The following is a 25,306-nucleotide window of genomic DNA, read 5'->3' as shown; positions in this document are numbered from 1 at the left end:
AAAATTTGATATTTCATTTAAGGCCTTAATTTAAGGCCTTAATAATATATTAGACAATATATTTATCTTAAATTTTAACTTCTGCTATTCTATGCTTAGATGCTCATTTTATCTACCAAGCGCATTGAGCAACATTTCATCTAAATTAGCCCCAATCTACTAAATCTGCCTAAAACTTCTACAGTTCAAGCTGAGAGATTAAGGCTTCGCAGACTTTGGCTCCGGCTAACAAAGCTTCACTCTCTTCTGGTAGAAGGTCAAACTCAAGGATCCTTTCTACTCCTTGCCTTCCAAGGATAACAGGGACGCCAAGAAAGACGCCAGAAATGCCGTATTCACCTTTCAAAAGCACTGAACAAGTCAACACCCTTTTTGCATCTTTAAGTATAGATTCAGCCATCTCAATCGTGGCTAACCCTGGGGTGATAAAGGCGCTACCAGTCTTAAGAAGGCTTACGATCTCGCCCCCTCCATACTTCGTCCTTTTTACTATTTCTTCGACCTTTTCTTGAGAAAGAAGTTGAGTTATGGGCACCCCAGCGACATTAGCAAGCCGCACAAGGGGCACCATATGGTCGCCATGGATGCCAAGCACAAGCGCAGAAACATCAGCAGGGCTTACCCCTAAGGCTTCTGCAATGAAATACCGATAACGAGCAGAATCAAGGACCCCAGCCATTCCTATAACCCTTTCCCTTGAGAAACCCGTCACCTTGTAAGCCACATACACCATGTTTATAAAATTTAAACTTGCGATAACCTCTTTTCTGATGGTTTCAAGAAGACTTTTGTTATAAAAATATGTTTAGAATCAGGGGAAAAAGATTGAGAGGAGTAGTTACAGGTAGAGAATGGAATAGATTTTATATGAGAGTTGGGGAAGAACTATAGAAAGTAACTAAGGATTATGATTTTTAAGTTTAAAGATTAAAGAAAGATTTTTGATTTTATTCTCTATCGGCAAATTAGGGACCAGTTGATAAGCCTATTTAGAATAGACAAAAAGGCTTGATTAGTTTTTAAAAAATTCGCTTTCTTTAAAAACCTCTGCCGTAAAAAGATAGATTTCTACGTCTTTTTCCTTATAACAGTTAGGGTGAAGGCCAGCTTTAAGACAGAGGTGTTCTAAAAAGGTCTTTTTGTCCCAACCATACTCTACAGGTACTTGAGGAAGGAGTACGCCTCGATAAAAGCCTTTGATTAAATATACCCCGTGTTTCCCTACCTCTATCTCTTCTATAGTTCCTTTTTTAAGAGGAGATAGAACTGAAATTTCTATTTCTGTAAGAGAAAGCTCCTCCTTTGTAAGGGGTGGAAACCTTGGGTCTTTAAAGGCTGCAGAGATAGCCATTTCTTGGATTACTTGATAGAGAGGGTATAAAGGTTCGATAATCCCGATACACCCTCTCAGATTGCCTTCCTTAAGCAAGGTCACAAAAGCCCCTCTCTTTTGTTTAAGAGAGGGGTATTTGTCTGGAGGGTTAATTAGTTCATAAGTTCCTTTAAAATAGTCTTCTAAGGTTTTTCTTGCCAGTTTTAAGCAAAAAAGTTTTTCTTGAACGGTTAACATATTTTTATCGCAAGTTAAACTTGTTGAGAATAAACTCCGGACCTACCCAACCTATTACAACTTCTCCGTCTGGGAAGATAAAAGCAGGGGTCCCGGTTACTCCTATTTTGTTAAACATAAAATCTATGTTTTTTTCTATTTTTTCTTTTCCTGAAGCACAAAGGTTAGCCCCTTTATATCCTTGGATAAGGTCTTGAAAACCTTTTTTATCACAGATAAGAGATATAGATTTATTTTTGGCCTCGGGATGTAAAGACTCTAAGGGTAAAAGTATGGTTTTGACCGTTATCTTCCCCTCTTTAGCCAGGTTTTCTAACACAGGTTCAGCACGTTTACAGACAGGACAGTCAGGGTCAGTAATAAAGTATACTACGTTAGGAGAGTTGCCATAGGTAAGGTCAACAAGCTTTTCTACCTCTGCTAATGTGTTTTTATCAAGCACTTTTTTGTTTAATTTTTCCATCTCTTCTCTGATGATATCTTTTTTTTGTGCTATGTCAATGATGTTCCCACTTATGATGTAATTTCCTTTTGCGTCAGTATAAAACAGAGCTTTATTAAACTCCGATATTTTAATCACTACTTTACATAACCCTGGAATCGGTGATTTTTCGATTTTTTCTATTTGAATTCCAGGCTGAAGGTTATCTAATTTTTTTTGGAATTCTTTTACTGTAGGACAACCGCCTGAACCTCCTAATCCTTTACTACATCCTACTAAAATAAAACTCAAGCTTAACATCAAGGGAACGAATTTTTTGGTCATGAGAACCCCCTGCTTAGTCTTTTAAATCTCTTTGATGATAAAGTTTTCTAAAGGTTGTCTGGAGGTCCTTTTACTTTGATCATCTGGATATCCTAAAGCGATAAAAGCTGCAAGTTCGTATTTCTCCTTAGGTAAGGAGAGGACCTCTTTTACTTTTTCTTCGTTTTTTAAGATTTCACCTAACCAACAGGCCCCAAGACCAGAGGCATGAGCTGCAAGCAGGATGTTTTGGATACAAGCCCCTGCAGATTGATGGTCTTTTATCTGGTGGTACATCCTGTCTTTATCTAAAAACACGCCAATTAAAACCGGAGCCTTTTTGATGATTTCATGATATCTGGTTAAGGCTGCCAGCTTTTGTTTAATTTCTTCAGACCAGACTATTACAAACCTCCAAGGTTGGTTATTTAACCCAGAAGGAGCCCATATACCTGCTTCTAACAGCTTATAAATTAATTTCTTGTCAGGTTTTTGGTCTAAATACTTTCTTATACTTCTTCTATCAAAAATAGCCTTAAATACTGCTTCTTTTAGCTTGTCTTTTTCCATAGCCTTCCTTTCCTGTGTTTATAAAATTTAAACTTACGATAACTTCCTTTCTGATGTTTTCAAGAAGATCTTTGTTATAAACAAAGGTTAAATCTGTAGGGATCCCTTTAAGTCTTGCTATAGTTCTTGTGGTTAAGATACCGATGTTTATCGCATCCATCAAGGCTTTATCATCATAAATAGCTCTGTCTGCCTTATGTGAGTAAGCAATACCCCAGGGGGGAATGATAGCCCCCATTGAGGTCATGGTAGTAATGATATAACCTCCTGTCCAGGCTCCCCCTTCGTCTGCCCCTACAGCTATAGCACCTACTACTTTTCCTTCGAGATAACTTGGTTCTCCGTAGGAGACCATGTTTTCAAGACAAGTCATGCGGTCTATCAGGTTTTTTAACTGCCCAGAAGGTGCAAACCAATAAATCGGGGTAGAAAAGATAATACCGTCTGCTTCATAGATTTTTTCTAAAATGATTTTTCCATAGTCTTCAAATATGCAAGGAAACTTACAGTTAGGCTCTTCGTCATGGATACATCCTATACAAGGTTTTATTTCTCCGTCGTAAACACTGACCAGCTCAGTTTTAGCTCCTTCTCTTTCTGCCCCTTTTAAGGCAGCAAGTAAAAGCTGAGCAGACCCACCGTTTTTGTGAGGCGAACCTAACACCCCTAAGACCTTCATACCGCTAAGGCCTCCCTCCAAAATTTAGGAAGACCAAAGGCTGAACGATGTATTTCATGAGAATAAAAGTATACATTTGGTAATTCTTTCCATTTTGGAATTTCTGGGTTAGGATAAGGGCATCTCATGATAAAAGCATTATCACTACCAAAGGATGGTACATTGCTTCTATAGCAAAACACCTCTTTTGCAGGATAAACGTTTATGAAGGTTTTATAAGTTTCTGTAAAAATGTTTTTCATCGTAAACGGAGTCCCACATTGTTGTACAACAACTCCTTTAGGACAAAGCTCATAAAGCATCTGATGAAATTTTACTCCAAACAGGGCATGAGAAAGCTCCTGCGTAATACCTGTGTCACTTATATCAGGGTCTGTAGAATCTATGATTACCAAATCAAAGGCCTTCCCCTCATCTAAATATTTTTGCACCATAACAAAAGCATCTTCTACTATCAGTTTAAGCCTTGGGTCCTTTGGATCTTCAGGTAAAAGCTCAGGGAAGTATTCTTCTACTAACTTAGGTATTTTAGGGTCTATGTCTACGATAACCACTTCTTCTATCTCTGGATATTTCAAAAGTTCTCTTGCTGCCCCGTAGTCTCCTCCACCACAAATTAAAACTTTCTTAATACTACCTTCAGGGGTGGATTGAACAGGGATATGTACCAAAGATTCATGGTAGATAAACTCGTCTCTTGAAGTAAACTGAAGGTTGTTGTTAATAAAAAGCATCCTACCCCAAAACTTGTTTTCTAAAATAAAAATATTTTGCATCCCTGATTCAGCATAAATAATAGTTCCTAAATAAGAATAAAGATAATCTATGTTTACAAATTCTCCAAAAAGTACCCTTACGCCTTTGGTTTCAGTGGGAAGGGCTTTACTCATAATATCTTTGACCATAGGAAACCCCTTTTAAGGATGTTTTAGAGAAGTTAATGGCTAATCCAAATTTTAAAACTTTTAAAAGGTTTGTCAACAAAGAATTAAAGCCCTAAGGTTTTTAGTTTTTCTATTAATTTTTTTTGCTCTTCAGTAAGAGCTTTTGGTATTTTAGGAACTAAAACCACATAAAGATCCCCTCGTTTTTCTCCAGTGATGGGGAGGCCTAACCCTTTGAGTCTTAGTTTAGCTCCAGGTTTGGTTAAAGGTGGAACTTTGGCTTTAACCTTTCTTCCTTCAGGGGTTTGGATTTCTACCTCATCGCCCAAGAAAAAACTGCTCACAGGAAGTTCTTTTTCTATGATAAGGTTACTGTCTTCAACCTTATAGCCTGAAGAAGGTATTATTTTTACTCTAAAAAGATATTCCTTTGTGGTTTTCCCTGATTTCTTTTTTACCCTAAGGATTTGTCCATCTTTTACATTTTGAGGTATTTTGATCTTTATGGTTTCATAAGTTCCTGGAAGAATAACTTCTTTTTCCCCACCTTTTATAATCTCATCGGTAGTAAGAGGAAGGTCTAATTGTATGGTTTCATAAACCTCGCCAAATGGGCTAAAGTCTTCTTCTCCTCCAAAGTGGGTTCCAAAGAGGTTGCTAAAAATGTCCCCTAAGTCAAAAATAAATGTTCTACCTCCCCTCTTGTTTTTCTTAAAAAATCCGCCTAAGTCAATTCCTATATCTCTAAAGATGGTCTCGAAATCGAAATCTCTAAAGATGTCTTCTTGCGTATATCTTCTCTGGAATTCTGTTGACCCATAAAGGTCATAAAGCTTTCTTTTTTCAGGGTCTGACAAAACTGCATAGGCTTCGTTTATTTCTTTAAACTTTTCCTCTGCTTCTTTGTTGCCTTTGTTTCTGTCAGGATGATATTTCATGGCCAGTTTACGATAGGCCTTTTTAATCTCTTCTTGCGTAGCATTTCTTGGAACTCCAAGGATCTCATAATAATCCTTAGACATAAACTTACCCTCCGGTTTCCTTTTTATACAAAAAGTTCTTTTTATACAAAAAAATAAGACTTTTTAAGGCAAAAATCAACAGAAAGAGTTGAAAAAGTAAAGCTTTATTCTGTAGGAGGGAGTCTTCTTTGAGAGGTAGGGTAGGGTAGGATGGTTGAAAGAGCTTTCATAGTTTCTTCGGATACCACAATTTGTTTAAAAACTTTGATCCCTGCTTCCTTTATAGCCTCTTTCCAAAAAAGGTCCCTTTCAAAATCTCTGCTTTCGTAGTCATATTCATAGTAGACTTCTTTGATTCCAGCAGAGGCGATTAATTTTAGACAAACATAACAAGGAGCAAGCGTACAGTAAAGACTGGCTCCTTCTACTGGAATTCCAAATCTTGCGGCCTGAGCGATCGCGTTAGCCTCAGCATGAGTAGCCCTACAGAAATTATATTTATCTATGTCTGGAATCCCCTTTTCTCTTCTAAAACAATAGGTAGGTCCTTTATCTGTACAATGCCAAGCCCCAGGCATGGGGCCGTTGTATCCGGTAGCTAAAATTCTTTTGTCTTTTACTATCACCGCGCCTGTAGGTCTGGAATTACATCCGGACCTTAGTGCAACCATCTTTGCTATAAGCATAAAATATTCATGCCAGCTTGGACGTTCCATAAGATCTTACCTCTTGTAAAAAGGGAACCTTTCGCAAATCTCTCTTATTTTTTGCCTTATCTCTTTACGCAATCCTTTTTTATCTGGATTTTTCAAAACAGCACACATGTAGTGAGCCACCTCTTCTACTTCTTTTTCCTTTAATCCTCTGGTAGTAATCGCTGGGGTTCCTATCCTGATCCCGCTGGTAATCCTTGGAGGACGTGGGTCAAAAGGTATAGCATTTTTGTTGACCGTAATACCTGCCTCTTCTAAAAGTTTTTCAGCCTCTGCACCGGTAAGGCCGTTTACCGAAACATCTACCAAAATCAAATGATTATCTGTACCACCAGTAACAATCCTAAAACCTTCAGCTTTAAACACTTCCGCTATAGTTTTAGCGTTTTTAACCACTTGTTGTTGGTAGGATTTAAACTCAGGCTCTAAGGCCTGTTTAAAACAAACAGCTTTAGCAGCTATTACGTTCATGTGAGGACCACCTTGTATACCTGGAAAAACCGTTTTATCTATGATTTTTGCAAACTTTTCTTTACAAAGAATAAATCCACCTCTTGGTCCTCTTAAGGTTTTATGGGTGGTTGAGGTCACAAAATCAGCATAAGGAAGGGGCGAAGGGTGGATACCTGCGGCTACTAAACCCGCGATATGCGCCATGTCTACCATCAAGAAAGCCCCTACTTCCTGGGCTATCTGATAGAAAGCTTCAAAGTCTATGGTTCTGGGATAAGCACTAGCTCCTGCCACTATGAGTTTAGGCCTATGTTCAAGGGCTAACCTTCTTACCTCTTCGTAGTCGATGGTTTCAGTTTCCCTTGATACACCATAATGAACGATTTTGTAAAGTTTCCCAGAAAAATTAACAGCAGCTCCGTGAGAAAGATGGCCTCCATGTGAGAGGTTCATCGAAAGTATGGTATCTCCAGGGTTTAATACAGCAAAATATACAGCCATGTTAGCCTGAGTACCAGAATGGGGTTGTACGTTAGCATGCTCAGCCCCAAAAAGCATCTTTACTCTCTCTATGGCAAGTTTTTCCACCTCATCTACATAAGTACACCCTCCGTAATAACGAGCCTCTGGATATCCCTCAGCATATTTGTTCATCAAATAAGAACCTTCTGCCTCCATGATAGCTTCATGGGCTAAGTTTTCAGAAGCTATCATCTCAAGCTGATATTCTTGTCTGTCTCTTTCTTTTTGTATTAGTTCCCAGATATCAGGGTCCACTGTTTTTAAAAATGACATTGTTTTTACCCCTCCCTTAAAAATCTATTTAGATAGGACAATTTTACCAGGTTTTTAAATTTCTTCTACCTGAAAAACACCTTCTTTTTGAGCCTGGTTAAATCGAGCTAAGTTTTTCCAGATTAAATAAGAAATAGAGGTATAGCCTAAGTTAAAAAATTCTAAGACCCAAAATTTAGGAGAAACCTTTATAGCTAAAAACAATAGTATTATCCCTACACCTATCGAGACCCAAAAGTTAATTTTAAAAAATTTTTCATAAAAACATGCATTTCTAAGCACAAAGGGGATGGTAAGAAGTTCTCTTACTACCTCAAAGGTTCGTTTTAAGTTATAATGGGATTTTCCATATATCCTTGGACGGTCAATTATAGGTATCTCACATACTTCTTCGTTTTTAATCCCAAAGAGAGCTGGTAAAAACCTGTGAAAACCATGGGGTATTTGATATTTTTTGGGTATAGGTGAAAGATAGGCCTTTAACGAGCATCCATTATCCCGTACTTTTAACCCTGTAAAAATACTAATTAACCAATTGGCTATTTTTGACGGAAGAACTCTTATCCAAAAATTTTCCTTTCTTTTTAACCTGAAACCAGTGACTACCTTATAACCTGTTTCTATCTTCTCTATTAGATCTACGATATACTTAGGGTCGTTTTGTCCGTCTCCGTCCATAGAAACGATAATATCTCCGGTAGCTTTTTGAAAGCCTGCAGTGAGACCCGCTGCTTCTCCACGGTTGCGATCCATGTTCAGTATTCTTAAAAAAGGATCTTTTTTTTTTAATTCTTTAAGGATTTCTAAAGTCCTGTCTGTGCTCCCGTCGTTTACAAAGATGATTTCGTATTGATACCCTTTAGCTTTAAGGGTTTCAAGAACAGTTTTAGCTTCTTGATAAACTATAGGAACGTTTCCTTCCTCGTTATGCACAGGTATAACAAGCGAAATCTTCATAAGCTATCCTTATTTCTGGAAAAATTCCCTTATACAGCTTATAACATAGTCTATTTCTTCATCAGTTAACTCAGGATACATAGGAATAGCAAGTGATTCTTTGGCTAGTCTTTCTGCTACAGGAAGGCTAAAAGATTTCTGATAGGTGATTTGATAACTTTTATGTAAGTGTAAAGGAATAGGATAATAATACCCTGTTCCTACACCTTTTTCTTTTAAAAAAGAGACTAACTCATCTCTAAAAGGAGTTCTTATTACATACCTATGATAAACACTTTGTTTGTATTCGGGGTCAAGGGGAGGTAAAATAAGGTTTTTAAGGTCAGAAAGCCCTTCGTGGTATTTTTTAGCTATCTCTCTTCTTTTCTCATTTTTTTTGTCTAAAGTTTTAAGTCTTGCATTAAGAATGACAGCCTGAAGTTCATCAAGTCTTGAGTTAAATCCAAAAAAATGAGAATGGTTTTTTTCTACCTGTCCATGCACCCTTAGAAACTTAAGTTTAAAAGCTAATTCATCATCGTTGGTAACTACAGCTCCTCCATCTCCTATACAGTTAAGGTTTTTAACAGGACCACAGCTAAAACACCCTACTTTCCCAAAAGTTCCTACTTTTTTACCTTTATAGGTTGCCCCATGAGCATGAGAAGCATCCTCTATAAGGATAACTCCATATTTTTCACAAAAATCAAGTATTTCATCCATCTCTGCAGGATGTCCATACATATGAACCAGTATCAAGGCCTTGGTTTTAGGGGTTAATTTAAGATAAAGGTCATTTAAATCGGGACCAAAGGTCTTAGGGTCTACTTCTACTAATACAGGTGTGGCTCCTACCCAGTGAATAACCTCTAAGTCTGCGATAAACGCATTGGCTTGAAGTAAAACCTCATCCCCTTTTCCAATACCACAAGCTATAAGAGCCATAAGTAAGGCCGTGCTTCCGCAACTACACCCAAAGGCATATTTCACCCCTAAATATTCAGCCCAATTTTTCTCAAACTCCTGCAAATACTTTCCGTTTAAAATCTGCATAGAACTAAAAACTTCTTCCCACCCCTGGTATACTTCTTGTCTTATCTCTTCCCAAGATCTTTTTAAGTCTAAAAGAGGAATTTTTTTCATCTTAAACCCCTTATGGAAATTTTTTCCCTAATTTACAAGCTATAGGTTCAAAAGGGAATTTTATTTCTTTTCCTGTTTCTGCTGATTCATAAAGACCGATGATAGCTTCTAATGAAGGTATGGCCTCTTCTCCAACCACCAACCAAGGATCTTTTTCAGAATTGCTAAAATATTTTATCGCAGACTTTAAGTAGGTGAAATGAGACCATCCTAAGGGATGGTCAGGATTTTTTTCAAAACCTGAGACAAAATCTTCTATGTTTTCTACCCCATCGATGGCTAAATGGTCTAATCTGTTCATAGCAAAACCACCGATCACAGCTGAACCTTTTTCTGCCAACACTACCAATTCAGCCTTTAAGTCTTTAGGACGAGAACATGTGGTAGCCTCAATCGTACCTAAGGCCCCGTTCTTAAATTTTAATACACCAACTAAAAGGTCTTCTGCTTCTATATTTACCAAGTAGGTCCCCATTTTAGCAAAAACACTCTCTATAGGACCTCCTAAGTAATAAAGCATGTCTACAAAATGACATCCTTGCTGAGCCAAAGCTCCTCCATCAAAGGCCCAAGTTCCTCTCCAGGCAGCAGAGTCATAATATCTTTGGTCTCTACTCCAGTAAAATTTAGCAGAAAATAAAACAGGAGTTCCTAAAAGATTTTTAGATAAAGCTTCTTTTAGCTTTTGTACAGGAAGGTTAGCCCGATTTTGAAAAATGGTAACCAGTTTAAGCTGTTTCTTTTGAGCTAGATTAACCAAACGTTCGGCATCTTTAAGGGTAAGAGCCAGAGGTTTTTCTACCAAAAGATGTTTCCCAAATTTTTCAAGAATAATCTCTCCTACTTCAGCATGCATGCCGGAAGGAAGACAAAGGTCTACTACTTCTATGTTTTCTTTGCTAAGCATTTCTTGATAATCGGTATATGGTTTAGCAGAAAGAGACTCAGCAAATTTTTTGGCTCTCTCTGGTACTACATCAGAGACCGCAACCACCTCTACTTCTTCTTGCAAAGCTTGATAGATCTTTAGATGCCTTTCTGCTGCCTTCCCACAGCCTACAATAGCCAATTTAACTTTCATCTTTTTCCTCACTTTAAAATAAATAAACCTATACTAAAATATACCTAAAAATTTTCTTGTAAAGGCATTATGAACTTAAAAACTCAAGTTTTTCTGGTTTTATTTCTTACGACACTTTCTTTTTTGGTCTTTTCCTTTTTTCAACCTCCTTCATCGTATCAAGAGTTAAGAAGAGCCATTTTAGTCAAAGAAACCGTAAAAGATTTTAAAATTTTTCAAACCTATAACGGAGAACCTTATTTTACAAAACCTCCGCTCTATACATGGATAGCTTCAGTTTGGAGTAAACCCTTTTCTTCTAACCCGGATAACCTGATTTTTGGTTTGAGATGTTTTTCGGTGGTTTGTTATATAATCTTATTTTTGCTATTTATAAAGTTCTTTAATAAAGATTGGCAGTCTGCCTTTTTTTCTTTAATCATGCTTTTAGCTAATCTGCGTTTTCTTTCTTTTTTCAACAGGGTAGATATAGAACCTTTGTTTGTTTTATTCTCTTTTTTGATGTTTTATTTTTCCTACCTTTATTTATTTGTGGCCCCTAAAAGGATTTATCAATATCTTTTTTATGTGTTTCTAACGGCAGGTGTTTTAACCAGAGGTCCTTTAAACTTTTTTTATCTTCCAGGGCTTCTTGTTTATGGTTTGTTAACCAAAGATAAAAAGGTTTTCAAACTTTTGTTAAATCCCTTGGGCTGGTTAATACTACTCATTCCTTCTTTAGGTTGGTATAGTTATGGATATGTAGCTTTTGGAAAAGAAATATTTAAAGAGTTTTTAGATACTGACGTTAAAACTCGTCTGCTTGATCAAGCTAGAGATCCTTGGTATTATTACTTTAAGCATCTCTTTCTTAATTTTTGGTTTTGTTTTATCTTCCTTTTCTATCTAATTTGGAAACAAAAAGCCTACCATAAAGAAAAAGCAAAGGAAATTTGGTACAAGCTTATACAAAACAAGGAAGTTTTTTTCTTGTCGACCGTGGCCATAATCCCTGTATTTTTGTTAAGTTTTACCGGGAAAAAGTTTGATAAATATCTCCTTTGGGTCTATCCTTTCTGGGCTATAATTTTCTCTAAAATTTTCGTTGAAAACTTCTCCATGTCTTTTCTTTTGGGTTTAAAAAAGTTTTTGTTAGGTTTAGTTTTGATAAACTTGATCTTTCTTGGAACGATAGCCTTCTACAATTCAAACCAGATTTCATATCAACTGCACGTCATCAAAAAAGAAATCATTCAAGGTAGGTTAGCCTTTTGGCAAAAGGAAAATCCTGTTATCATCTTTTATGCCTCATCTCCGGTTAAAGTTTTAACCACTGAAGAAGACCTATCAAACCTTTTAAACCAAGGATACAATATAATTTCTGAAGAAAAGATCCCTCAAGGGATATTGAAGAAAAACTTTGTAGACCCTTATAAGCACACGGTTTGGTATGTTTTTTCTCAAAATTAAGTTATTTATCGTAGATTTTAAACCCTTTCCAAAGGATTTTTAAGCGTTCCTTAATTTTCTTTTCAATTCCTCGGTCTGAAGGGAAGTAAAACTGTTTGTGCTTTATGTCCTCTGGTAAGTAAGATTGAAAAACAAAACCCTCTTTATAGTCATGGGCATATTTATAGTCTTTTCCATAACCTAAGTTTTTAAGGAGACGGGTAACAGGATTTCTTAGATGTAGAGGGACAGGTAGTTCCTTAGATCTGTCTATCTCTTCATAGCAATCATTTAAGGCGCGATAGACAGAGTTGCTTTTCGGAGCACTGGCCACATATATGGCTGCCTCTGCCAAAGCCAACTCCCCTTCAGGTTGGCCTAAAAACTCAAAGGCCTCTTTTGCCGCAACCGCTACCACCAAGGCCATAGGGTCGGCAAGCCCTACATCCTCAGCCGCACAAATTATAATCCTTCTTGCTATATAAAGAGGGTCTTCTCCAGATTTGAGCATCCTTGCAAGCCAATAAACAGTAGCATCTGGGTCGCTTCCGCGCATACTTTTATGAAATGCAGATATCAGATTATAATGTTCTTCTCCTGCTTTATCGTATTTTATAGGTTTAAAAAGAAGTTCTTCTTTTAAATCTTTTAGAGATAAAACCTTTTTCCCATAAGCCTTAGTTAGTTCTAATGATAACTCAAGTAAATTTAAGGCTGATCTTGCGTCTCCACCGCTTGCCTCAGCAATTTTTTCTAACACCTCAGGTTCTACGATTAATTCTTCTTTAGTCTCAGAAAGAACCCGCTCTAACCCTCTTTTAAGTATTAAAAGAATTTCGTCCTTAGAAAGAGGATTTAAAATAAAGGTTTTTACTCTGGAAAGAAGAGGAGGTATTAACTCAAACGATGGATTTTCAGTAGTTGCCCCTATGAGGAAGATGTCCCCCTTTTCTAGATAAGGCAAAAGAAAAGACTGTTGGGTTTTGTTAAACCTATGGATTTCGTCTATAAAAAGCAGGGTAGGTTTGTTTAGCCCTTTGAGCTGTTTAGCCTTAGATATGATGTCTTTTAGGTCTTTAACTGTAGTATCTACAGCGCTTACTACTATAAATTCTGCTTTCAAAGTTTGACCTACCAGAAAGGCCAAAGAGGTTTTGCCTACCCCGGGAGGTCCCCAAAGAATAAAAGAAAAAGGTTTACCCTGAGAGATTAAAATTTTTAATAAACCTTTTTCTCCTACCAGATGGGATTGACCTACAAAATCTTCCCAACTTTTTGGTTTTAATTTTTCTGCAAGAGGTGTATAATCAAAACCCATAAAACAATATTAAAATATTTTTTACTTTTTTCAAAAGACCTTAACAAATTTTTAAAAGATGATATAATAGTAAATCACCACTTGTTAAAGTTGTTTTTTTAGGCTTTTGTTTTTTAAGCCTCTTGACAAGAAGAGAAAAAGGGAGTATATAAAGGGCTTGTCATTTTAAATTTTAAAAGGTTGCAGAGGGAGGATATGCCTACAATCAACCAGTTAGTTAGATTAGGTAGAGAAAAAAAGGTTAAAAGGTCAAAGTCTCCTGCTTTGCAAGGATGCCCTCAAAAAAGAGGGGTTTGCGTTAGGGTTTATACAGTAACTCCTAAAAAACCAAACTCAGCTTTGAGAAAGGTGGCAAGGGTTCGTTTGACCAATGGAATTGAGATTACTGCTTATATTCCAGGTATAGGCCATAACCTTCAAGAGCACTCTGTGGTTCTTGTGAGAGGCGGACGTGTAAGAGACTTGCCTGGTGTTAGGTATAAGATTATAAGAGGTGCTTTGGATGCGGCTGGGGTTCAGAACAGGAAAAAATCTCGTTCTAAATATGGAACTCCAAGGCCTAAATAAAGTGAAAGAGGAGATTTGGTATGCCACGCAAAGGACCAGTGCCTAAAAGAGAGATTCCTCCAGATCCTAAGTATGGAAGTGTTTTGGTGGCTAAGTTTATAAATAATTTAATGAAAGATGGTAAAAAAAATGTAGCAAGAAAGATCTTTTATGAGGCTTTAGAAAGGTTGAGAGAAAAATCTGGTGGAGAAGATCCTTTAAAAATATTTGAAAAAGCTGTAGAGAATGTTAAACCTCTTATAGAAACCCGTAGTCGTAGGGTTGGGGGTGCTAACTATCAAGTTCCAGTAGAGGTGAGGCCAGAAAGACAGATTTCTTTGGCTATTAAATGGATAATCAATGCTGCGCGTGCTCGTAGTGAAAAGACCATGGTAGAAAGGTTGGCTAACGAGCTTTGGGACGCTTATAACGAAAGAGGAGCAGCCATTAAGAAAAGAGACGATACTCATCGTATGGCTGAGTCTAATAGGGTTTTTGCACATTATCGTTGGTAAATAGCTTTTCTGGTAATTTTTGATAGCCAATTTTAAGGTGAGTTATTTTATTTTTTTTTGAAAAATTTGAAAAATAAGATATAGGGTGAGGGAAATGACGCCTGAAGAGTTGAAAATATTGAAAACAACCAGAAATATAGGATTTGTAGCTCATATAGATGCTGGTAAAACTACCACTACTGAAAGAGTGCTTTATTACACTGGTAAGACCTACAAGATAGGTGAGGTTCATGAAGGAACCGCTACGATGGACTTTATGATCCAGGAACAGGAGAGGGGCATTACTATTACTTCTGCTTGTACTACCACTTTCTGGAGAGGTCATAGGATAAACATTATTGATACTCCTGGGCACGTAGATTTTACTATAGAGGTTGAAAGAAGTTTAAGAGTTCTTGACGGTGCGGTGGTTATTTTTTGTGCTGTAGGTGGGGTTCAACCTCAGTCTGAAACTGTTTGGAGGCAGGCAAACAAATATAAAGTTCCTCGGATAGCATTTATAAATAAGATGGACAGGCTTGGTGCTAATTTTGAAGGTGTGATCGAACAGATTAAACAAAAGCTTGGGGCTAACCCTCTTCCTTTGCAAATACCTATTGGTGCTGAAGATAGTTTTGTAGGTGTGGTTGATTTGATAGAGATGAAAGCTATTATTTGGGAAGAGGAAACTTTGGGAGCAAAATATCATTATGAGGAAATTCCGTCCTCTTTAAAGGATAAGGCTGAGGAATACAGGATTAAAATGCTTGAAGCTTTAGCTGATATAAACGATGAAATCATGGAAAAATACTTGGAAGGTAAGGAGATTAGTGCAGAGGAGATTAGAAAGGCAGTAAGAGAGGCTACTATCAATTTTAAAGCTGTCCCAGTTTTGTGTGGCTCAGCTTTTAAAAATAAAGGGATTCAGCCTCTTCTTGATGCTATTATAGATTATTTACCATCTCCTATAGATATCCCTTCTGTAAAGGGTGTTAATCCAAATACCGGCGAGGTTGAGGAAAGGCCTACAGACCCTGATGCACCTCTTTCTGCTTTAGCTTTTAAGATTATGACAGATCCTTATATAGGGACTCTTACCTTTCTTAGGATTTATTCAGGGAGACTTGAGAGTGGTATGTCTGTTTATAATTCTACTAAACGAAAAAAGGAAAGAATAGGGCGTTTAGTAAGAATGCATGCTAACCAGAGAGAAGAAATCTCTGGGGCGTTTGCAGGAGATATTGTAGCTGCAATAGGATTAAGGGTTACCACTACAGGTGATACTTTATGTGATGAAGTTCATCCTATAGAGCTTGAGAAATTAGAAATTCCTGAACCAGTTATTTCGGTAGCTGTAGAGCCTAAGACCAAGGCTGACCAAGAAAAGCTTTCCATTGCTCTTCAGAAACTTGCCATAGAAGATCCTTCCTTTAGGGTTACGGTTAACCATGAGACAGGACAAACTCTTATCTGGGGTATGGGAGAGCTTCATTTAGAGATTATCGTAGATAGATTGATCAGAGAATTTAAGGTAGGGGTTAACGTTGGAAGGCCAGAGGTAGCTTATAAAGAAACCATAACTGCTGTCTCGGAGGCAGAAGGCAAATATATAAGGCAAACTGGTGGTAGGGGTCAATATGGACATGTTAAGCTTATAGTTGAACCAAACCCTGGTAAAGGTTTTGAGTTTGTTTCTGAGATAGTTGGTGGTGTTATCCCTAAGGAATTTATACCTGCGGTAGAAAGAGGTGTAAGAGAGGCTACAAACGAAGGGGTTTTGGCAGGTTATCCAGTAATAGATGTTAAAGTAAGGCTGGTTGATGGAAGTTATCATGAGGTAGACTCTTCAGACCTTGCTTTTGCTATAGCTGGTTCTATGGCATTTAAGGAAGCCTGTAAAAAGGCAAATCCGGTGTTACTTGAGCCTATCATGAAAGTTGAAATATCTGTTCCTGAAGAGTACTTGGGAGAGGTTTTGGGAGATATTTCTTCCCGGAGAGGAAGGGTTGAAGGGATGGATTTAAGAGGAAATGTTCGTATAATTAACGCCTTTGTGCCGTTGGGAGAAATGTTTGGTTATGCAACTACTTTAAGGTCTTTAACTCAAGGTAGAGGGACCTTTATTATGCAATTTTCTCATTATGAGAAGGTTCCAGGGAATTTAGCAGAACAGATTATCAAGAAAGCAAAAGGAAGTTAGAAATTTTTAGGATAGGAGGAAGGGAAGATGGCTAAGCAAAAGTTTGAGAGGAAGAAGCCGCATTTAAACGTGGGGACGATTGGGCACATAGACCATGGTAAGACCACATTAACCAGTGCTATAACAAGGGTATTGTCTACGAAGGGATATGCGCAGTGGATTCCTTTTGATCAGATAGACAAAGCACCTGAGGAGAAGGCAAGGGGTATAACGATTCAGCTTGCCCATGTTGAGTATGAGAGTGATAAGAGGCACTATGCCCATATAGACTGTCCTGGGCACGCAGACTACATAAAGAACATGATAACTGGTGCGGCGCAGATGGATGGATCTATATTGGTTGTGGCAGCTACCGATGGTCCAATGCCTCAGACAAGGGAGCATGTATTGCTTGCAAGGCAGGTTAACGTTCCAGCGATGGTGGTATTTATGAACAAGGTAGACATGGTAGATGATGCAGAGTTATTGGATTTGGTGGAGTTAGAGGTTAGGGAGTTACTTAGCAAGTATGGATTTCCAGGGGATGAGGTACCGGTGATTAGGGGTAGTGCGTTGAAGGCGCTTGAGTGTGGATGTGGTAAGGAGGAATGTGAGTGGTGTGGTAGGATATGGGAGTTGATGAAGGCGATGGATGAATATATACCTGAGCCTGTTAGGGATGTGGATAAGCCGTTTTTGATGCCTATAGAGGACGTGTTTAGTATATCTGGAAGAGGTACGGTGGTAACAGGTAAGGTGGAGAGGGGTGTGCTTAGGCCTGGAGAGGAGGTAGAGATAGTAGGACTTAGGCCTACGATAAAGACGGTAGCGACTAGTTTGGAGATGTTTAGGAAGATATTGGATGAGGCGTTGCCAGGAGATAATATAGGGGTGTTGTTGAGAGGAGTGGGTAAGGATGAGGTAGAGAGGGGTCAGGTTTTGGCGAAGCCTGGTACTATTAAGCCACATACTAAGTTTAAGGCAGAGGTATATGTGTTGAAGAAGGAGGAGGGGGGAAGGCATACACCGTTTTTTAATGGTTATAGGCCTCAGTTTTATTTTAGGACAACGGATGTGACAGGAGTGGTTAAGTTACCGGATGGGGTTGAGATGGTGATGCCAGGAGACAATGTGGAGTTAGAGGTTGAGTTGATCAAGCCTGTTGCGTTGGAAGAGGGTTTGAGGTTTGCGATTAGAGAAGGTGGAAGGACTGTTGGTGCTGGTGTAGTAACTAAAATAATAGAATAAGGGAGTGTGAGGTTTAGAAGATGATACCCACACAGAAGATAAGAATAAAATTAAAAAGTTTTGATCACAGAATTTTAGATAAATCAGTGGCTAGCATAGTGTCTACAGCCAAGGAGACAGGGGCTAAAGTAGTAGGCCCTATACCTTTACCTACTAAAATAAGTAGATGGACTGTGTTGAGATCTCCGCATATTGACAAAAACTCTCGAGAACAGTTTGAGATGCGAATCCATAAGAGGCTTATCGAGATTTTAGAGCCCACACAGCAAACCATCGATGCGTTGATGCAGTTGGAGTTACCTGCTGGTGTGGAAGTTGAAATAAAGGTGTAAGGGGAGTGTTAACCATGAAGGTTGAAGGTTTAATAGGTAAAAAATTAGGGATGACTAGAGTTTTTGATGCCGATGGTAATGTGGTGCCTGTAACGGTACTTCAGGTGGGACCTTGCACAGTAGTTCAGGTTAAAACAGAAGAAAAAGATGGTTATAACGCAGTTCAGTTAGGATTTGACCCGAAGAAACTAACTAAGTTTACCTTACCTATGATAGGACATTTTTTAAAAGCGGGTTTAGATACAGGTTTTTATATTTTGAAGGAGTTTAAAGTTGAAAATCCTCAAGAGTTTGTGCCTGGACAGGTTTTAACCTTATCTGATTTAGGTTTGGAAAAAGGTATAAAGGTGGATGTGACCGGAATTACCAAGGGAAGAGGTTTTACTGGAACGATAAAGAGATGGAATTTTCAACGTCAACCTATGAGTCATGGTGCTAAAAAGGTTCATCGTAAAAGAGGTTCAAGTGGTGCCAATACTTTTCCAGGAAGGGTAATCAAAGGGAAAAAAATGGCAGGTCATTATGGAGCTGAAAGAGTTACGATAAAAAATCTAACTGTGGTTGATATAGATCCTGAGAAAAACCTTCTTTTAGTAAAGGGTGGTGTTCCTGGCTGGAACAACGGATATGTAATGGTTTATTTTAAATAAAGGGGAGTAAAAAGATGGAGGCTATAAAAGCTAAAGTAATTGACGCCAGTGCTAAGATAGTAGGAGAGATGGAGCTTCCTCTTGATATTTATGGTGTTTATCCTAAGGAAGGAATTTTGCATGAGATAGTAAGATGGCAAATGGCGAGATGGAGGGCTGGTACAGCTTGTACTAAGACAAGAGGAGAGGTAAGAGGAGGAGGAAGGAAACCTTGGCCTCAAAAACATACTGGAAGGGCACGTCAAGGTTCTATCAGAGCTCCTCAGTGGGTTGGTGGTGGTGTAGTGCACGGTCCTAAACCGAGAAGTTATGAATTTAAGTTAAACAAGAAGGTTAGAAGATTAGGTTTGAAAATGGCTCTTTCTTCAAGGGCTCTAACGAATAAACTTTTTGTGGCAGAAGGTTTTCCTGTGGTTGAAAAACCTAAAACTAAGCTCCTTAAGTCTTATTTAGACACGTTAGGGATTAATGAGGCACTTATTATAGTTCCTGAGAGGAATTTAGTATTAGAGAAAAGTGCTTCCAATCTTCCTAAAGTTAAGGTGTTGGCTGTTGAAGGATTAAACGTTTATGATATTTTAAATCACGAAAATTTAATAATTTCAAAGGAAGCTTTAGATAAAATAGAGGAACGTTTAAGGAGATAAAAGATGAAGGACCCAAGAAAGATTATTTTAGCTCCTATCATTACTGAAAAATCTATGCTTTTAAAGGAAAAAAATAATCAAGTTTCTTTTTGGGTAGACCCAGCGGCTAATAAGATAGAAATCAAGCAGGCAGTAGAAAAACTGTTTAATGTAAAGGTCCTAGACGTGCAAACGATAAGGGTAAAAGGGAAACCTAAAGGTGGATATAGAAATCCTGGAAAAACATCCTTAAGAAAAAAGGCTATAGTCAGGCTTCAGCCTGGACAGACTATAGAATTTTTTGAAACCATATAAGAGGTGATAAGAGATGCCTATAAAGAAGTGCAAACCTACCTCTCCTGGTAGAAGGTTTCAGACCTATTTGGTTAATCCAGAACTTACCAAAAAAGAACCAGAAAAGTCTCTGGTTGAGCCTTTAAAGAAATCAGGTGGTAGGAATAATTATGGAAGGATTACCATAAGGTTTAGAGGAGGAGGACATAAAAGGCTTTATCGTATCATAGATTTTAAAAGAGATAAAGATAATATACCAGCTAAGGTAATAGCTTTGGAATATGACCCTAATAGATCTGCTAATATAGCTTTGTTGCAGTATGCAGACGGAGAAAAGAGATATATCATTGCTCCTGTGGGTCTTAAAGTAGGTGATGTGGTGATGTCTGGGGAAAGTGTAGAGATTAAAGTGGGGAATGCTTTACCTCTTAAGAATATCCCTGTAGGTACCATGGTACATAATGTAGAACTTAGGCCTAAAAAGGGTGGACAATTGGCCAGAAGTGCTGGAGCTTTCGCTCAAGTTCTTGGTAAAGAAGGTGATTATGTGATTTTAAGGTTACCTTCTGGTGAGATAAGAAAAGTTCATGGTAATTGTAGGGCTACTATTGGACAAGTAGGTAATCTGGAATGGGAAAATGTTATTCTTGGTAAAGCTGGAAGGTCTAGATGGCTTGGTAGAAGACCTCATGTTCGTGGTGTAGCTATGAACCCAGTAGACCATCCTCTTGGAGGAGGAGAGGGAAGGTCTCATGGTGGAAGACATCCTTGTTCTCCTTGGGGATGGTTATGTAAAGGACGTAAAACACGTAAGAAAAAACCTTCTGATAAGTTTATAATTAGAAGAAGAAAGGGGTAATTAGTTAGGGGGTGCTTTAAATGCCTAGGTCTAAGAAAAAAGGTCCTTTTGTGGACGAACATTTATTAAAAAAAGTTTTGGCAGCAAGAGAAACAGGAGATAAAAAACCTATAAAGACTTGGAGTAGAAGGTCTACTATTATTCCTGAGATGGTAGGGTTGACCTTTGCGGTTCATAATGGACATAAATTTATACCTGTTTATGTAACAGAAAACATGGTTGGACATAAGTTGGGTGAGTTTGCTCCTACCAGAACTTATAAAGGACATCCTGCAGATAAAGGAAAAGTAAAGGGAGTAAAGAAGAAATAAAAAGGAGATGGATATGAAAGCTCGAGCTACTGCTAAATATGTTTTGATTTCTCCTTATAAAGCAAGGTTGGTGGTAGATTTAATAAGAGGGAAGAGGGTAGATGAGGCTTTAAATATTTTAGCTTTTACTCCTAAAAAAGCAGCTAGGATTGTTAAGAAAGTTTTAGAGAGTGCTATAGCTAATGCAGAAAACAACTATGGTATGGATGTGGATAAGCTTTATGTGGCAGAGGCTTACGTAAATGAAGGCCCTCGTCTTAAGAGGATTTGGCCAAGAGCATGGGGAAGGGCAAGTAGAATCTTAAGAAGGATGAGCCATATTACGGTGGTGGTAGAAGAAAGAGAAGAAAAAAGTAAAAAGAGGAGGTAAGCCTTGGGGCAGAAAGTTAATCCTATCGGATTGAGAATTGGGATTACCAGAACTTGGGATTCTCGTTGGTTTGCTAAACCTTCAGAATTTCCTAAATATGTATATGAGGATTATTTAATAAGAAAATTCTTAAAAGAGAAATATTTTCATGCTGGAATATCTAAGATCGAGATAGAGAGAGCTGCTAACAAGGTTAGGGTGATTATTTATTCAGCTCGTCCAGGAATAGTTATAGGTAAGAAAGGAGCTGAGATAGAAAAGATAAAGAATGAACTAGGGAAGTTGATTAAAGAAAGAGAGTTTGAAGTTTTGGTAAATGAAGTTAGAAGACCAGAGCTTGAGGCTCAGTTAGTAGCAGAAAATATAGCTACTCAAATAGAAAGAAGGGTTTCTTTTAGAAGGGCGATGAAAAGGGCAGTATCTTTGGTAATGCGTTTTGGGGCTCAGGGAGTTAAGGTTCAGTGCTCTGGAAGACTTGGAGGCGCTGAAATAGCGAGAAGTGAATGGTATAGGGTTGGAAGAGTTCCTCTTTCTACTTTAAGGGCTGATATAGACTACGGGTTTGCTACCGCAGTAACCAAATATGGAAGTATAGGGGTAAAGGTTTGGATTTTTAAAGGAGAGGTTTTACCTGAAAAAGAAGGACAAGAAAGATTAGTTATCTAAAAATTAAAGGGGTGAGAAAATATGTTGCTCCAACCAAAAAAGACTAAATACAGGAAGCAACAAAAAGGAAGGGTTAGAGGAAAAGCTACCAGTGGGCATACGGTTGAGTTTGGAGAATACGGCTTAAAGGTACTCGAAGGTGGTTGGTTGACTGCAAGACAGATAGAGGCAGGACGTGTAGCTATCGTTAGGGTAGCCAAAAAGGGAGCTAAGGTTTGGATCAGGGTTTTTCCAGACAAACCGGTTACCAAGAAACCTGCAGAAACTCGTATGGGAAAGGGTAAGGGAGCTGTTGAAGAGTGGGTAGCTGTGGTGAAGCCAGGTAAGATTATCTATGAGATCGCAGGAGTTCCGGAAGAAGTGGCTAAAGAAGCTTTAAGGCTGGCTGCCAGTAAGATGCCTTTTAAATGTAAAATAGTTAGTAGGGAGGAGTTTTAATGAAGGCTCGTGATTTGAGGGAGTTGTCCATCCCTGAGTTAAAAGAAAAGTTAGCAAGTTTAAGGGAAGAGCTTTTTAATCTCAGGTTTCAGAAAACTGTTTATAAACTTGAAAATCCTATGAGAATTAGACAGGTTAAAAGAGATATTGCCAGAGTTTTGACGGTTATAAGAGAAAAAGAACTTAACATACGATAGGGTGAGGATGGATATGGGTAGAAGAAAAACTTTTATAGGGACAGTAGTTAGTGATAAGATGGATAAGACTGTAGTAGTGATGGTAGAGACTTTGGTAAAGCATCCCCTTTACGGGAAATACATCAAAAGAAGAAAAAAATATATGGCCCATGATGAAAATAATGAATGTAAGATAGGTGATAAGGTTTTAATCGAAGAGACAAGACCTCTTTCTCGTAGAAAAAGATGGAGGGTAAGAGAGATCATAGAGAAGGCCAAAGTGTTAGAGGTTAAAGAGGATTTAGAAGGGGGTGAATAAGAATGATTCAGCAGCAGACTTATTTAAACGTAGCTGATAATTCTGGGGCTAAAAAGATAATGTGTATTAGGGTTTTAGGTGGCTCTCATAGAAAATATGGAAGTGTAGGTGATATTATAGTTGCTTCAGTAAAAGAAGCTATTCCTAATTCAAAAGTGAAAGAGGGTGATGTAGTTAAAGCGGTAATTGTTAGAACCAAAAAAGAAGTTGCTAGACCAGACGGAACTCACATAAGATTTGATGAAAACGCAGCTGTTTTAATCAATCAGTATAAAGAGCCGATAGGAACTCGTATTTTCGGACCTGTAGCTAGGGAGCTTAGGGCTAAAGGTTTTATGAAAATCATTTCTTTAGCCCCTGAAGTTATATAAAAGGAGTTTGACCATGATAAAGCGCGGGATAAATAAAAAAGCACCTAAACCTCATGAAGTTAAATTACACATAAGAAAAAACGATATGGTAGTAGTTATAGCAGGTAAAGATAAAGGAAAAATAGGAAAAGTTTTAAAGGTATTCCCCAGGAAAGGAAGGGCTGTAGTTGAAGGGGTTAATTTAGTTAAAAGACACATGAAGCCAACTCCTTACAGCAGTGGGGGCATAATTGAAAAACCGGCACCTATACATATTTCTAATTTGATGGTGTATTGTCCTAAATGTAAGAGGGGTGTAAAGATAGGTAGGAAGTTTTTAGAAGATGGAACTAAGGTTAGATTTTGTAAAAAATGTGGAGAAATTATCGAGGTGAAGGAGTAAAACATGAGCTGGTTAAAAGAGTATTACAAAAATGAAGTGATCCCAAGATTAAGGGAAAGGTTTGGGTATAAAAACATACACCAAGTGCCTAAATTAGAAAAAATAAGTGTTAATATGGGGTTAAACGAGGCGGTGACTAACCCTAAGGTTATAGACCAGGCTATGGTAGAGTTAGCCCAAATTACTGGGCAAAAGCCTAAAATATGTAGGGCGAGAAAGTCTATAGCAGGGTTTAAGCTAAGAAAAGGTATGCCTATTGGGGTTATGGTAACCTTGAGAGGAGACAGGATGTATGATTTTCTTACCAGACTTATTAACATTGCTTTGCCCAGAACTAAAGATTTTAAAGGTCTTCCTAAGTCTGGTTTTGATGGAAGAGGGAATTATACTTTTGGTATAACCGACCATACGATTTTTCCTGAGATAGACACCAGTAAAGTAGAAAAGATTAAAGGGTTAAGTGTAACCATTGTTACCACAGCCAAAACTGATGAAGAGGCATATGCGTTATTAAAAGAGTTAGGAATGCCATTTAGGGGGTAAATTTATATGCCAAGAAAAGCTCAACGAGAAAAAGCAAAAAGGAAGCCCAAGTTTCAGGTCCGTCACAGAAATAGATGTTCTATTTGTGGACGTGCGAGGGCATATATAAGAAGATTTGGTCTTTGCAGGATGTGTTTTAGAAAATTGGCTTCAGAAGGTAAAATCCCTGGGATTAGGAAAGCTAGTTGGTAAGGAGGAAAGAGGCATGATGACAGACCCTATAGCAGATATGTTGATTAGGATAAAAAATGCTCTTCAAGCTAGACATAAAACAGTGGTAATTCCTGCTTCTAAGATTAAACTTGCGATAGTTAAAATATTGAAAGACGAAGGGTATATAGAAGATTTTATTTATCATGATGAAAAACCTCAGGGTAAGATAGAGATTATTTTAAAGTATGACGAGTTTAAAAGACCGGTTATTTCTGGTATAAAAAGGATAAGTAAACCTGGGAGAAGAATATATAGAGGATATAAGGATCTACCGAAAGTATTGGATGGGCTTGGAATTGCTATAGTTTCTACTTCTAAAGGTATTATGACAGATCATGAGGCAAGACGCCTTAAGGTAGGCGGTGAAGTTATTTGTGAAATTTGGTAAAGGGGTGACTGGTTATGGGAGAAGTTTCTCGTGTAGGAAGAAAATCAATAAAGATTCCTAATGGAGTAAAGTTTTATTTAAAAGAAGATGGTTTTATGGTAGTTGAAGGACCTAAGGGAAAGATTGAAAAAAAGCTTCCTCCGTTAGTTAAGGTGGTAGTAGAGGGAGATACTATAGTAGTGCAACAGGATGAGGTAAGAAAAAAATTAAAAAATAAGGCCAAAGCCTTTCAAGGATTAACCAGGGCTTTGATCAACAATATGGTAATAGGGGTTACCCAAGGTTTTCAGAAAGTTTTAGACATCGTAGGGTTAGGATATAAAGCTGAGGTAAAGGGAGATGAGATAGTTTTTAGTTTAGGATATTCTCATCCGATAAATTTTAAGCTTCCTAAAGGGATTACAGCAAAAGTAGAAAGGGGTACAGGAGACGTACAGGTTAGGTTAACTTTAGAAGGAATAGATAAAGAGCTGTTAGGTCAAGTGGCTGCAAACATTAGAAAGTTAAGACCACCTGAGCCATATAAAGGAAAAGGGATTAGGTATGCTGATGAGGTTATTTACAGAAAGGCTGGTAAATCTGGTAAAGGTGCTAAGAAGTAAAATTTGGAAGGAGAGGTAATCT

Annotated in this window: 34 protein-coding genes and 1 pseudogene; 22 read left to right on the top strand and 13 right to left on the bottom strand. The window is 37.9% G+C overall.

The genetic code is table 11. From position 1 onward, the window contains the following. Window positions 1-178: 178 nt before the first annotated feature. The 12 genes and pseudogenes from HL41_RS05360 to HL41_RS05305 all read right to left on the bottom strand — a co-directional run. Window positions 179-736 (bottom strand): annotated as a pseudogene (locus HL41_RS05360) (malate dehydrogenase); the annotation flags it as partial. A 276-nt stretch (window positions 737-1,012) separates the two neighbouring features. Further along, complete coding sequence (gene amrA, locus HL41_RS05355; protein WP_038062873.1) at window positions 1,013-1,570, bottom strand: AmmeMemoRadiSam system protein A; 558 nt, start codon at window positions 1,568-1,570, stop codon at window positions 1,013-1,015. Window positions 1,571-1,574: 4 nt separating this feature from the next. Continuing rightward, window positions 1,575-2,336 carry a DsbC family protein gene (locus HL41_RS05350; protein WP_038062875.1) on the bottom strand — a complete coding sequence of 254 codons (762 nt, stop codon included), beginning with the start codon at window positions 2,334-2,336 and terminating at the stop codon, window positions 1,575-1,577. Between the two features lie 21 nt (window positions 2,337-2,357). Further along, window positions 2,358-2,885, bottom strand: coding sequence for a nitroreductase family protein (locus HL41_RS05345; RefSeq protein WP_038549668.1), 528 nt, complete (start codon window positions 2,883-2,885; stop codon window positions 2,358-2,360). Beyond that, complete coding sequence (locus HL41_RS05340) at window positions 2,851-3,564, bottom strand: flavodoxin family protein (RefSeq protein WP_038062831.1); 714 nt, start codon at window positions 3,562-3,564, stop codon at window positions 2,851-2,853. The genes HL41_RS05345 and HL41_RS05340 overlap by 35 nt, the downstream gene beginning before the upstream one ends. Next, complete coding sequence (locus HL41_RS05335; protein ID WP_038062828.1) at window positions 3,561-4,469, bottom strand: spermine/spermidine synthase domain-containing protein; 909 nt, start codon at window positions 4,467-4,469, stop codon at window positions 3,561-3,563. Before HL41_RS05335 ends, HL41_RS05340 begins: the two co-directional genes overlap by 4 nt. An 83-nt stretch (window positions 4,470-4,552) precedes the next feature. Next, window positions 4,553-5,470, bottom strand: coding sequence for a DnaJ domain-containing protein (locus tag HL41_RS09935; protein WP_038062825.1), 918 nt, complete (start codon window positions 5,468-5,470; stop codon window positions 4,553-4,555). A gap of 104 nt (window positions 5,471-5,574) precedes the next feature. Continuing rightward, on the bottom strand, window positions 5,575-6,126 hold the full coding sequence (locus HL41_RS05325) for a deoxycytidylate deaminase (RefSeq protein ID WP_022855380.1): 552 nt from the start codon (window positions 6,124-6,126) through the stop codon (window positions 5,575-5,577). A 6-nt stretch (window positions 6,127-6,132) separates the two neighbouring features. Next, window positions 6,133-7,371 carry a serine hydroxymethyltransferase gene (gene glyA / locus HL41_RS05320; RefSeq protein ID WP_038062823.1) on the bottom strand — a complete coding sequence of 413 codons (1,239 nt, stop codon included), beginning with the start codon at window positions 7,369-7,371 and terminating at the stop codon, window positions 6,133-6,135. Window positions 7,372-7,425: 54 nt separating this feature from the next. Further along, complete coding sequence (locus tag HL41_RS05315) at window positions 7,426-8,328, bottom strand: glycosyltransferase family 2 protein (protein WP_051754520.1); 903 nt, start codon at window positions 8,326-8,328, stop codon at window positions 7,426-7,428. A 9-nt stretch (window positions 8,329-8,337) separates the two neighbouring features. After that, the gene (locus HL41_RS05310; protein WP_038062820.1) at window positions 8,338-9,450 is read right to left on the bottom strand and encodes a DegT/DnrJ/EryC1/StrS family aminotransferase; all 1,113 of its coding nucleotides are present in this window, start codon (window positions 9,448-9,450) and stop codon (window positions 8,338-8,340) included. A 10-nt stretch (window positions 9,451-9,460) separates the two neighbouring features. Next, entirely contained in the window at window positions 9,461-10,531 is a 1,071-nt protein-coding gene (locus HL41_RS05305) for a Gfo/Idh/MocA family protein (RefSeq protein ID WP_038062817.1), read from the bottom strand. A gap of 69 nt (window positions 10,532-10,600) precedes the next feature. On the opposite strand from HL41_RS05305, the gene HL41_RS05300 reads away from it, so the two are divergent. Further along, a complete protein-coding gene (locus HL41_RS05300) occupies window positions 10,601-11,980 on the top strand; it encodes an ArnT family glycosyltransferase (protein ID WP_038062814.1) in 1,380 nt (459 codons plus the stop codon). A gap of 1 nt (window position 11,981) precedes the next feature. Here HL41_RS05300 and HL41_RS05295 read toward each other — a convergent pair whose 3' ends face one another. Continuing rightward, window positions 11,982-13,277 carry a replication-associated recombination protein A gene (locus HL41_RS05295; RefSeq protein WP_038062810.1) on the bottom strand — a complete coding sequence of 432 codons (1,296 nt, stop codon included), beginning with the start codon at window positions 13,275-13,277 and terminating at the stop codon, window positions 11,982-11,984. Between the two features lie 195 nt (window positions 13,278-13,472). On the opposite strand from HL41_RS05295, the gene rpsL reads away from it, so the two are divergent. The 21 genes from rpsL to rplF all read left to right on the top strand — a co-directional run bounded on the left by rpsL (window position 13,473) and on the right by rplF (window position 25,284). Then, complete coding sequence (rpsL, locus tag HL41_RS05290) at window positions 13,473-13,844, top strand: 30S ribosomal protein S12 (protein WP_038062807.1); 372 nt, start codon at window positions 13,473-13,475, stop codon at window positions 13,842-13,844. A gap of 20 nt (window positions 13,845-13,864) precedes the next feature. After that, window positions 13,865-14,338, top strand: coding sequence for a 30S ribosomal protein S7 (rpsG, locus tag HL41_RS05285; RefSeq protein WP_038062805.1), 474 nt, complete (start codon window positions 13,865-13,867; stop codon window positions 14,336-14,338). 94 nt (window positions 14,339-14,432) lie between these two features. Further along, window positions 14,433-16,517, top strand: a complete 2,085-nt coding sequence (gene fusA / locus HL41_RS05280; protein WP_038062802.1) for an elongation factor G — start codon at window positions 14,433-14,435, stop codon at window positions 16,515-16,517. Between the two features lie 27 nt (window positions 16,518-16,544). Beyond that, the gene (tuf, locus tag HL41_RS05275) at window positions 16,545-17,744 is read left to right on the top strand and encodes an elongation factor Tu (RefSeq protein ID WP_038549660.1); all 1,200 of its coding nucleotides are present in this window, start codon (window positions 16,545-16,547) and stop codon (window positions 17,742-17,744) included. Between the two features lie 23 nt (window positions 17,745-17,767). After that, window positions 17,768-18,076: a 30S ribosomal protein S10 gene (gene rpsJ, locus HL41_RS05270; RefSeq protein ID WP_038062586.1), complete on the top strand. Its 309-nt coding sequence runs from the start codon at window positions 17,768-17,770 to the stop codon at window positions 18,074-18,076. A gap of 14 nt (window positions 18,077-18,090) precedes the next feature. Continuing rightward, a complete protein-coding gene (gene rplC, locus HL41_RS05265; protein ID WP_038062513.1) occupies window positions 18,091-18,726 on the top strand; it encodes a 50S ribosomal protein L3 in 636 nt (211 codons plus the stop codon). A 14-nt stretch (window positions 18,727-18,740) separates the two neighbouring features. Further along, a complete protein-coding gene (gene rplD, locus HL41_RS05260; RefSeq protein ID WP_051754519.1) occupies window positions 18,741-19,373 on the top strand; it encodes a 50S ribosomal protein L4 in 633 nt (210 codons plus the stop codon). Window positions 19,374-19,376: 3 nt separating this feature from the next. Beyond that, window positions 19,377-19,667 carry a 50S ribosomal protein L23 gene (rplW, locus tag HL41_RS05255; RefSeq protein WP_038062516.1) on the top strand — a complete coding sequence of 97 codons (291 nt, stop codon included), beginning with the start codon at window positions 19,377-19,379 and terminating at the stop codon, window positions 19,665-19,667. 13 nt (window positions 19,668-19,680) lie between these two features. After that, window positions 19,681-20,505 carry a 50S ribosomal protein L2 gene (gene rplB / locus HL41_RS05250; RefSeq protein WP_038062519.1) on the top strand — a complete coding sequence of 275 codons (825 nt, stop codon included), beginning with the start codon at window positions 19,681-19,683 and terminating at the stop codon, window positions 20,503-20,505. Between the two features lie 20 nt (window positions 20,506-20,525). Next, window positions 20,526-20,816, top strand: a complete 291-nt coding sequence (gene rpsS / locus HL41_RS05245) for a 30S ribosomal protein S19 (protein ID WP_038062525.1) — start codon at window positions 20,526-20,528, stop codon at window positions 20,814-20,816. Between the two features lie 13 nt (window positions 20,817-20,829). Further along, on the top strand, window positions 20,830-21,186 hold the full coding sequence (gene rplV, locus HL41_RS05240) for a 50S ribosomal protein L22 (RefSeq protein WP_038062527.1): 357 nt from the start codon (window positions 20,830-20,832) through the stop codon (window positions 21,184-21,186). 3 nt (window positions 21,187-21,189) lie between these two features. Continuing rightward, window positions 21,190-21,852, top strand: a complete 663-nt coding sequence (gene rpsC, locus HL41_RS05235) for a 30S ribosomal protein S3 (protein WP_038062528.1) — start codon at window positions 21,190-21,192, stop codon at window positions 21,850-21,852. Window positions 21,853-21,876: 24 nt separating this feature from the next. After that, window positions 21,877-22,290 carry a 50S ribosomal protein L16 gene (rplP, locus tag HL41_RS05230; RefSeq protein WP_038062590.1) on the top strand — a complete coding sequence of 138 codons (414 nt, stop codon included), beginning with the start codon at window positions 21,877-21,879 and terminating at the stop codon, window positions 22,288-22,290. Then, window positions 22,290-22,487, top strand: a complete 198-nt coding sequence (gene rpmC / locus HL41_RS05225; protein WP_038062529.1) for a 50S ribosomal protein L29 — start codon at window positions 22,290-22,292, stop codon at window positions 22,485-22,487. Before rplP ends, rpmC begins: the two co-directional genes overlap by 1 nt. Before the next feature lie 7 nt (window positions 22,488-22,494). Continuing rightward, entirely contained in the window at window positions 22,495-22,785 is a 291-nt protein-coding gene (gene rpsQ / locus HL41_RS05220; protein WP_038062532.1) for a 30S ribosomal protein S17, read from the top strand. Window positions 22,786-22,787: 2 nt separating this feature from the next. Beyond that, the gene (rplN, locus tag HL41_RS05215) at window positions 22,788-23,156 is read left to right on the top strand and encodes a 50S ribosomal protein L14 (protein WP_022855890.1); all 369 of its coding nucleotides are present in this window, start codon (window positions 22,788-22,790) and stop codon (window positions 23,154-23,156) included. 13 nt (window positions 23,157-23,169) lie between these two features. Continuing rightward, window positions 23,170-23,538 (top strand): 50S ribosomal protein L24, encoded by a 369-nt coding sequence (gene rplX / locus HL41_RS05210; protein ID WP_051754517.1) that lies wholly within the window; start codon window positions 23,170-23,172, stop codon window positions 23,536-23,538. A gap of 3 nt (window positions 23,539-23,541) precedes the next feature. After that, on the top strand, window positions 23,542-24,081 hold the full coding sequence (gene rplE, locus HL41_RS05205) for a 50S ribosomal protein L5 (protein ID WP_038062535.1): 540 nt from the start codon (window positions 23,542-23,544) through the stop codon (window positions 24,079-24,081). Between the two features lie 6 nt (window positions 24,082-24,087). After that, complete coding sequence (locus HL41_RS05200) at window positions 24,088-24,273, top strand: type Z 30S ribosomal protein S14 (protein ID WP_038062538.1); 186 nt, start codon at window positions 24,088-24,090, stop codon at window positions 24,271-24,273. 13 nt (window positions 24,274-24,286) lie between these two features. Further along, window positions 24,287-24,682: a 30S ribosomal protein S8 gene (gene rpsH / locus HL41_RS05195; RefSeq protein WP_038062541.1), complete on the top strand. Its 396-nt coding sequence runs from the start codon at window positions 24,287-24,289 to the stop codon at window positions 24,680-24,682. A 14-nt stretch (window positions 24,683-24,696) separates the two neighbouring features. After that, on the top strand, window positions 24,697-25,284 hold the full coding sequence (gene rplF, locus HL41_RS05190) for a 50S ribosomal protein L6 (RefSeq protein ID WP_038062544.1): 588 nt from the start codon (window positions 24,697-24,699) through the stop codon (window positions 25,282-25,284). Window positions 25,285-25,306 lie beyond the last annotated feature (22 nt).

Source organism: Thermodesulfobacterium commune DSM 2178 (assembly GCF_000734015.1).
GTDB classification, from domain to species: Bacteria; Desulfobacterota; Thermodesulfobacteria; order Thermodesulfobacteriales; family Thermodesulfobacteriaceae; genus Thermodesulfobacterium; species Thermodesulfobacterium commune.
The sequence above is the reverse complement of the archived record's forward strand: the minus strand, read 5'-3'. Positions and strand labels throughout refer to the sequence as shown.

Coding starts and splice junctions, on each gene's coding strand:
- amrA (WP_038062873.1), bottom strand. CDS start 1,570: ATGTTAACCGTTCAAGAAAAACTTTTTTGCTTAAAACTGGCAAGAAAA.
- HL41_RS05350 (WP_038062875.1), bottom strand. CDS start 2,336: ATGACCAAAAAATTCGTTCCCTTGATGTTAAGCTTGAGTTTTATTTTA.
- HL41_RS05345 (WP_038549668.1), bottom strand. CDS start 2,885: ATGGAAAAAGACAAGCTAAAAGAAGCAGTATTTAAGGCTATTTTTGAT.
- HL41_RS05340 (WP_038062831.1), bottom strand. CDS start 3,564: ATGAAGGTCTTAGGGGTGTTAGGTTCGCCTCACAAAAACGGTGGGTCT.
- HL41_RS05335 (WP_038062828.1), bottom strand. CDS start 4,469: ATGGTCAAAGATATTATGAGTAAAGCCCTTCCCACTGAAACCAAAGGC.
- HL41_RS09935 (WP_038062825.1), bottom strand. CDS start 5,470: ATGTCTAAGGATTATTATGAGATCCTTGGAGTTCCAAGAAATGCTACG.
- HL41_RS05325 (WP_022855380.1), bottom strand. CDS start 6,126: ATGGAACGTCCAAGCTGGCATGAATATTTTATGCTTATAGCAAAGATG.
- glyA (WP_038062823.1), bottom strand. CDS start 7,371: ATGTCATTTTTAAAAACAGTGGACCCTGATATCTGGGAACTAATACAA.
- HL41_RS05315 (WP_051754520.1), bottom strand. CDS start 8,328: ATGAAGATTTCGCTTGTTATACCTGTGCATAACGAGGAAGGAAACGTT.
- HL41_RS05310 (WP_038062820.1), bottom strand. CDS start 9,450: ATGAAAAAAATTCCTCTTTTAGACTTAAAAAGATCTTGGGAAGAGATA.
- HL41_RS05305 (WP_038062817.1), bottom strand. CDS start 10,531: ATGAAAGTTAAATTGGCTATTGTAGGCTGTGGGAAGGCAGCAGAAAGG.
- HL41_RS05300 (WP_038062814.1), top strand. CDS start 10,601: ATGAACTTAAAAACTCAAGTTTTTCTGGTTTTATTTCTTACGACACTT.
- HL41_RS05295 (WP_038062810.1), bottom strand. CDS start 13,277: ATGGGTTTTGATTATACACCTCTTGCAGAAAAATTAAAACCAAAAAGT.
- rpsL (WP_038062807.1), top strand. CDS start 13,473: ATGCCTACAATCAACCAGTTAGTTAGATTAGGTAGAGAAAAAAAGGTT.
- rpsG (WP_038062805.1), top strand. CDS start 13,865: ATGCCACGCAAAGGACCAGTGCCTAAAAGAGAGATTCCTCCAGATCCT.
- fusA (WP_038062802.1), top strand. CDS start 14,433: ATGACGCCTGAAGAGTTGAAAATATTGAAAACAACCAGAAATATAGGA.
- tuf (WP_038549660.1), top strand. CDS start 16,545: ATGGCTAAGCAAAAGTTTGAGAGGAAGAAGCCGCATTTAAACGTGGGG.
- rplC (WP_038062513.1), top strand. CDS start 18,091: ATGAAGGTTGAAGGTTTAATAGGTAAAAAATTAGGGATGACTAGAGTT.
- rplD (WP_051754519.1), top strand. CDS start 18,741: ATGGAGGCTATAAAAGCTAAAGTAATTGACGCCAGTGCTAAGATAGTA.
- rplW (WP_038062516.1), top strand. CDS start 19,377: ATGAAGGACCCAAGAAAGATTATTTTAGCTCCTATCATTACTGAAAAA.
- rplB (WP_038062519.1), top strand. CDS start 19,681: ATGCCTATAAAGAAGTGCAAACCTACCTCTCCTGGTAGAAGGTTTCAG.
- rpsS (WP_038062525.1), top strand. CDS start 20,526: ATGCCTAGGTCTAAGAAAAAAGGTCCTTTTGTGGACGAACATTTATTA.
- rplV (WP_038062527.1), top strand. CDS start 20,830: ATGAAAGCTCGAGCTACTGCTAAATATGTTTTGATTTCTCCTTATAAA.
- rpmC (WP_038062529.1), top strand. CDS start 22,290: ATGAAGGCTCGTGATTTGAGGGAGTTGTCCATCCCTGAGTTAAAAGAA.
- rpsQ (WP_038062532.1), top strand. CDS start 22,495: ATGGATATGGGTAGAAGAAAAACTTTTATAGGGACAGTAGTTAGTGAT.
- rplN (WP_022855890.1), top strand. CDS start 22,788: ATGATTCAGCAGCAGACTTATTTAAACGTAGCTGATAATTCTGGGGCT.
- rplX (WP_051754517.1), top strand. CDS start 23,170: ATGATAAAGCGCGGGATAAATAAAAAAGCACCTAAACCTCATGAAGTT.
- rplE (WP_038062535.1), top strand. CDS start 23,542: ATGAGCTGGTTAAAAGAGTATTACAAAAATGAAGTGATCCCAAGATTA.
- HL41_RS05200 (WP_038062538.1), top strand. CDS start 24,088: ATGCCAAGAAAAGCTCAACGAGAAAAAGCAAAAAGGAAGCCCAAGTTT.
- rpsH (WP_038062541.1), top strand. CDS start 24,287: ATGATGACAGACCCTATAGCAGATATGTTGATTAGGATAAAAAATGCT.
- rplF (WP_038062544.1), top strand. CDS start 24,697: ATGGGAGAAGTTTCTCGTGTAGGAAGAAAATCAATAAAGATTCCTAAT.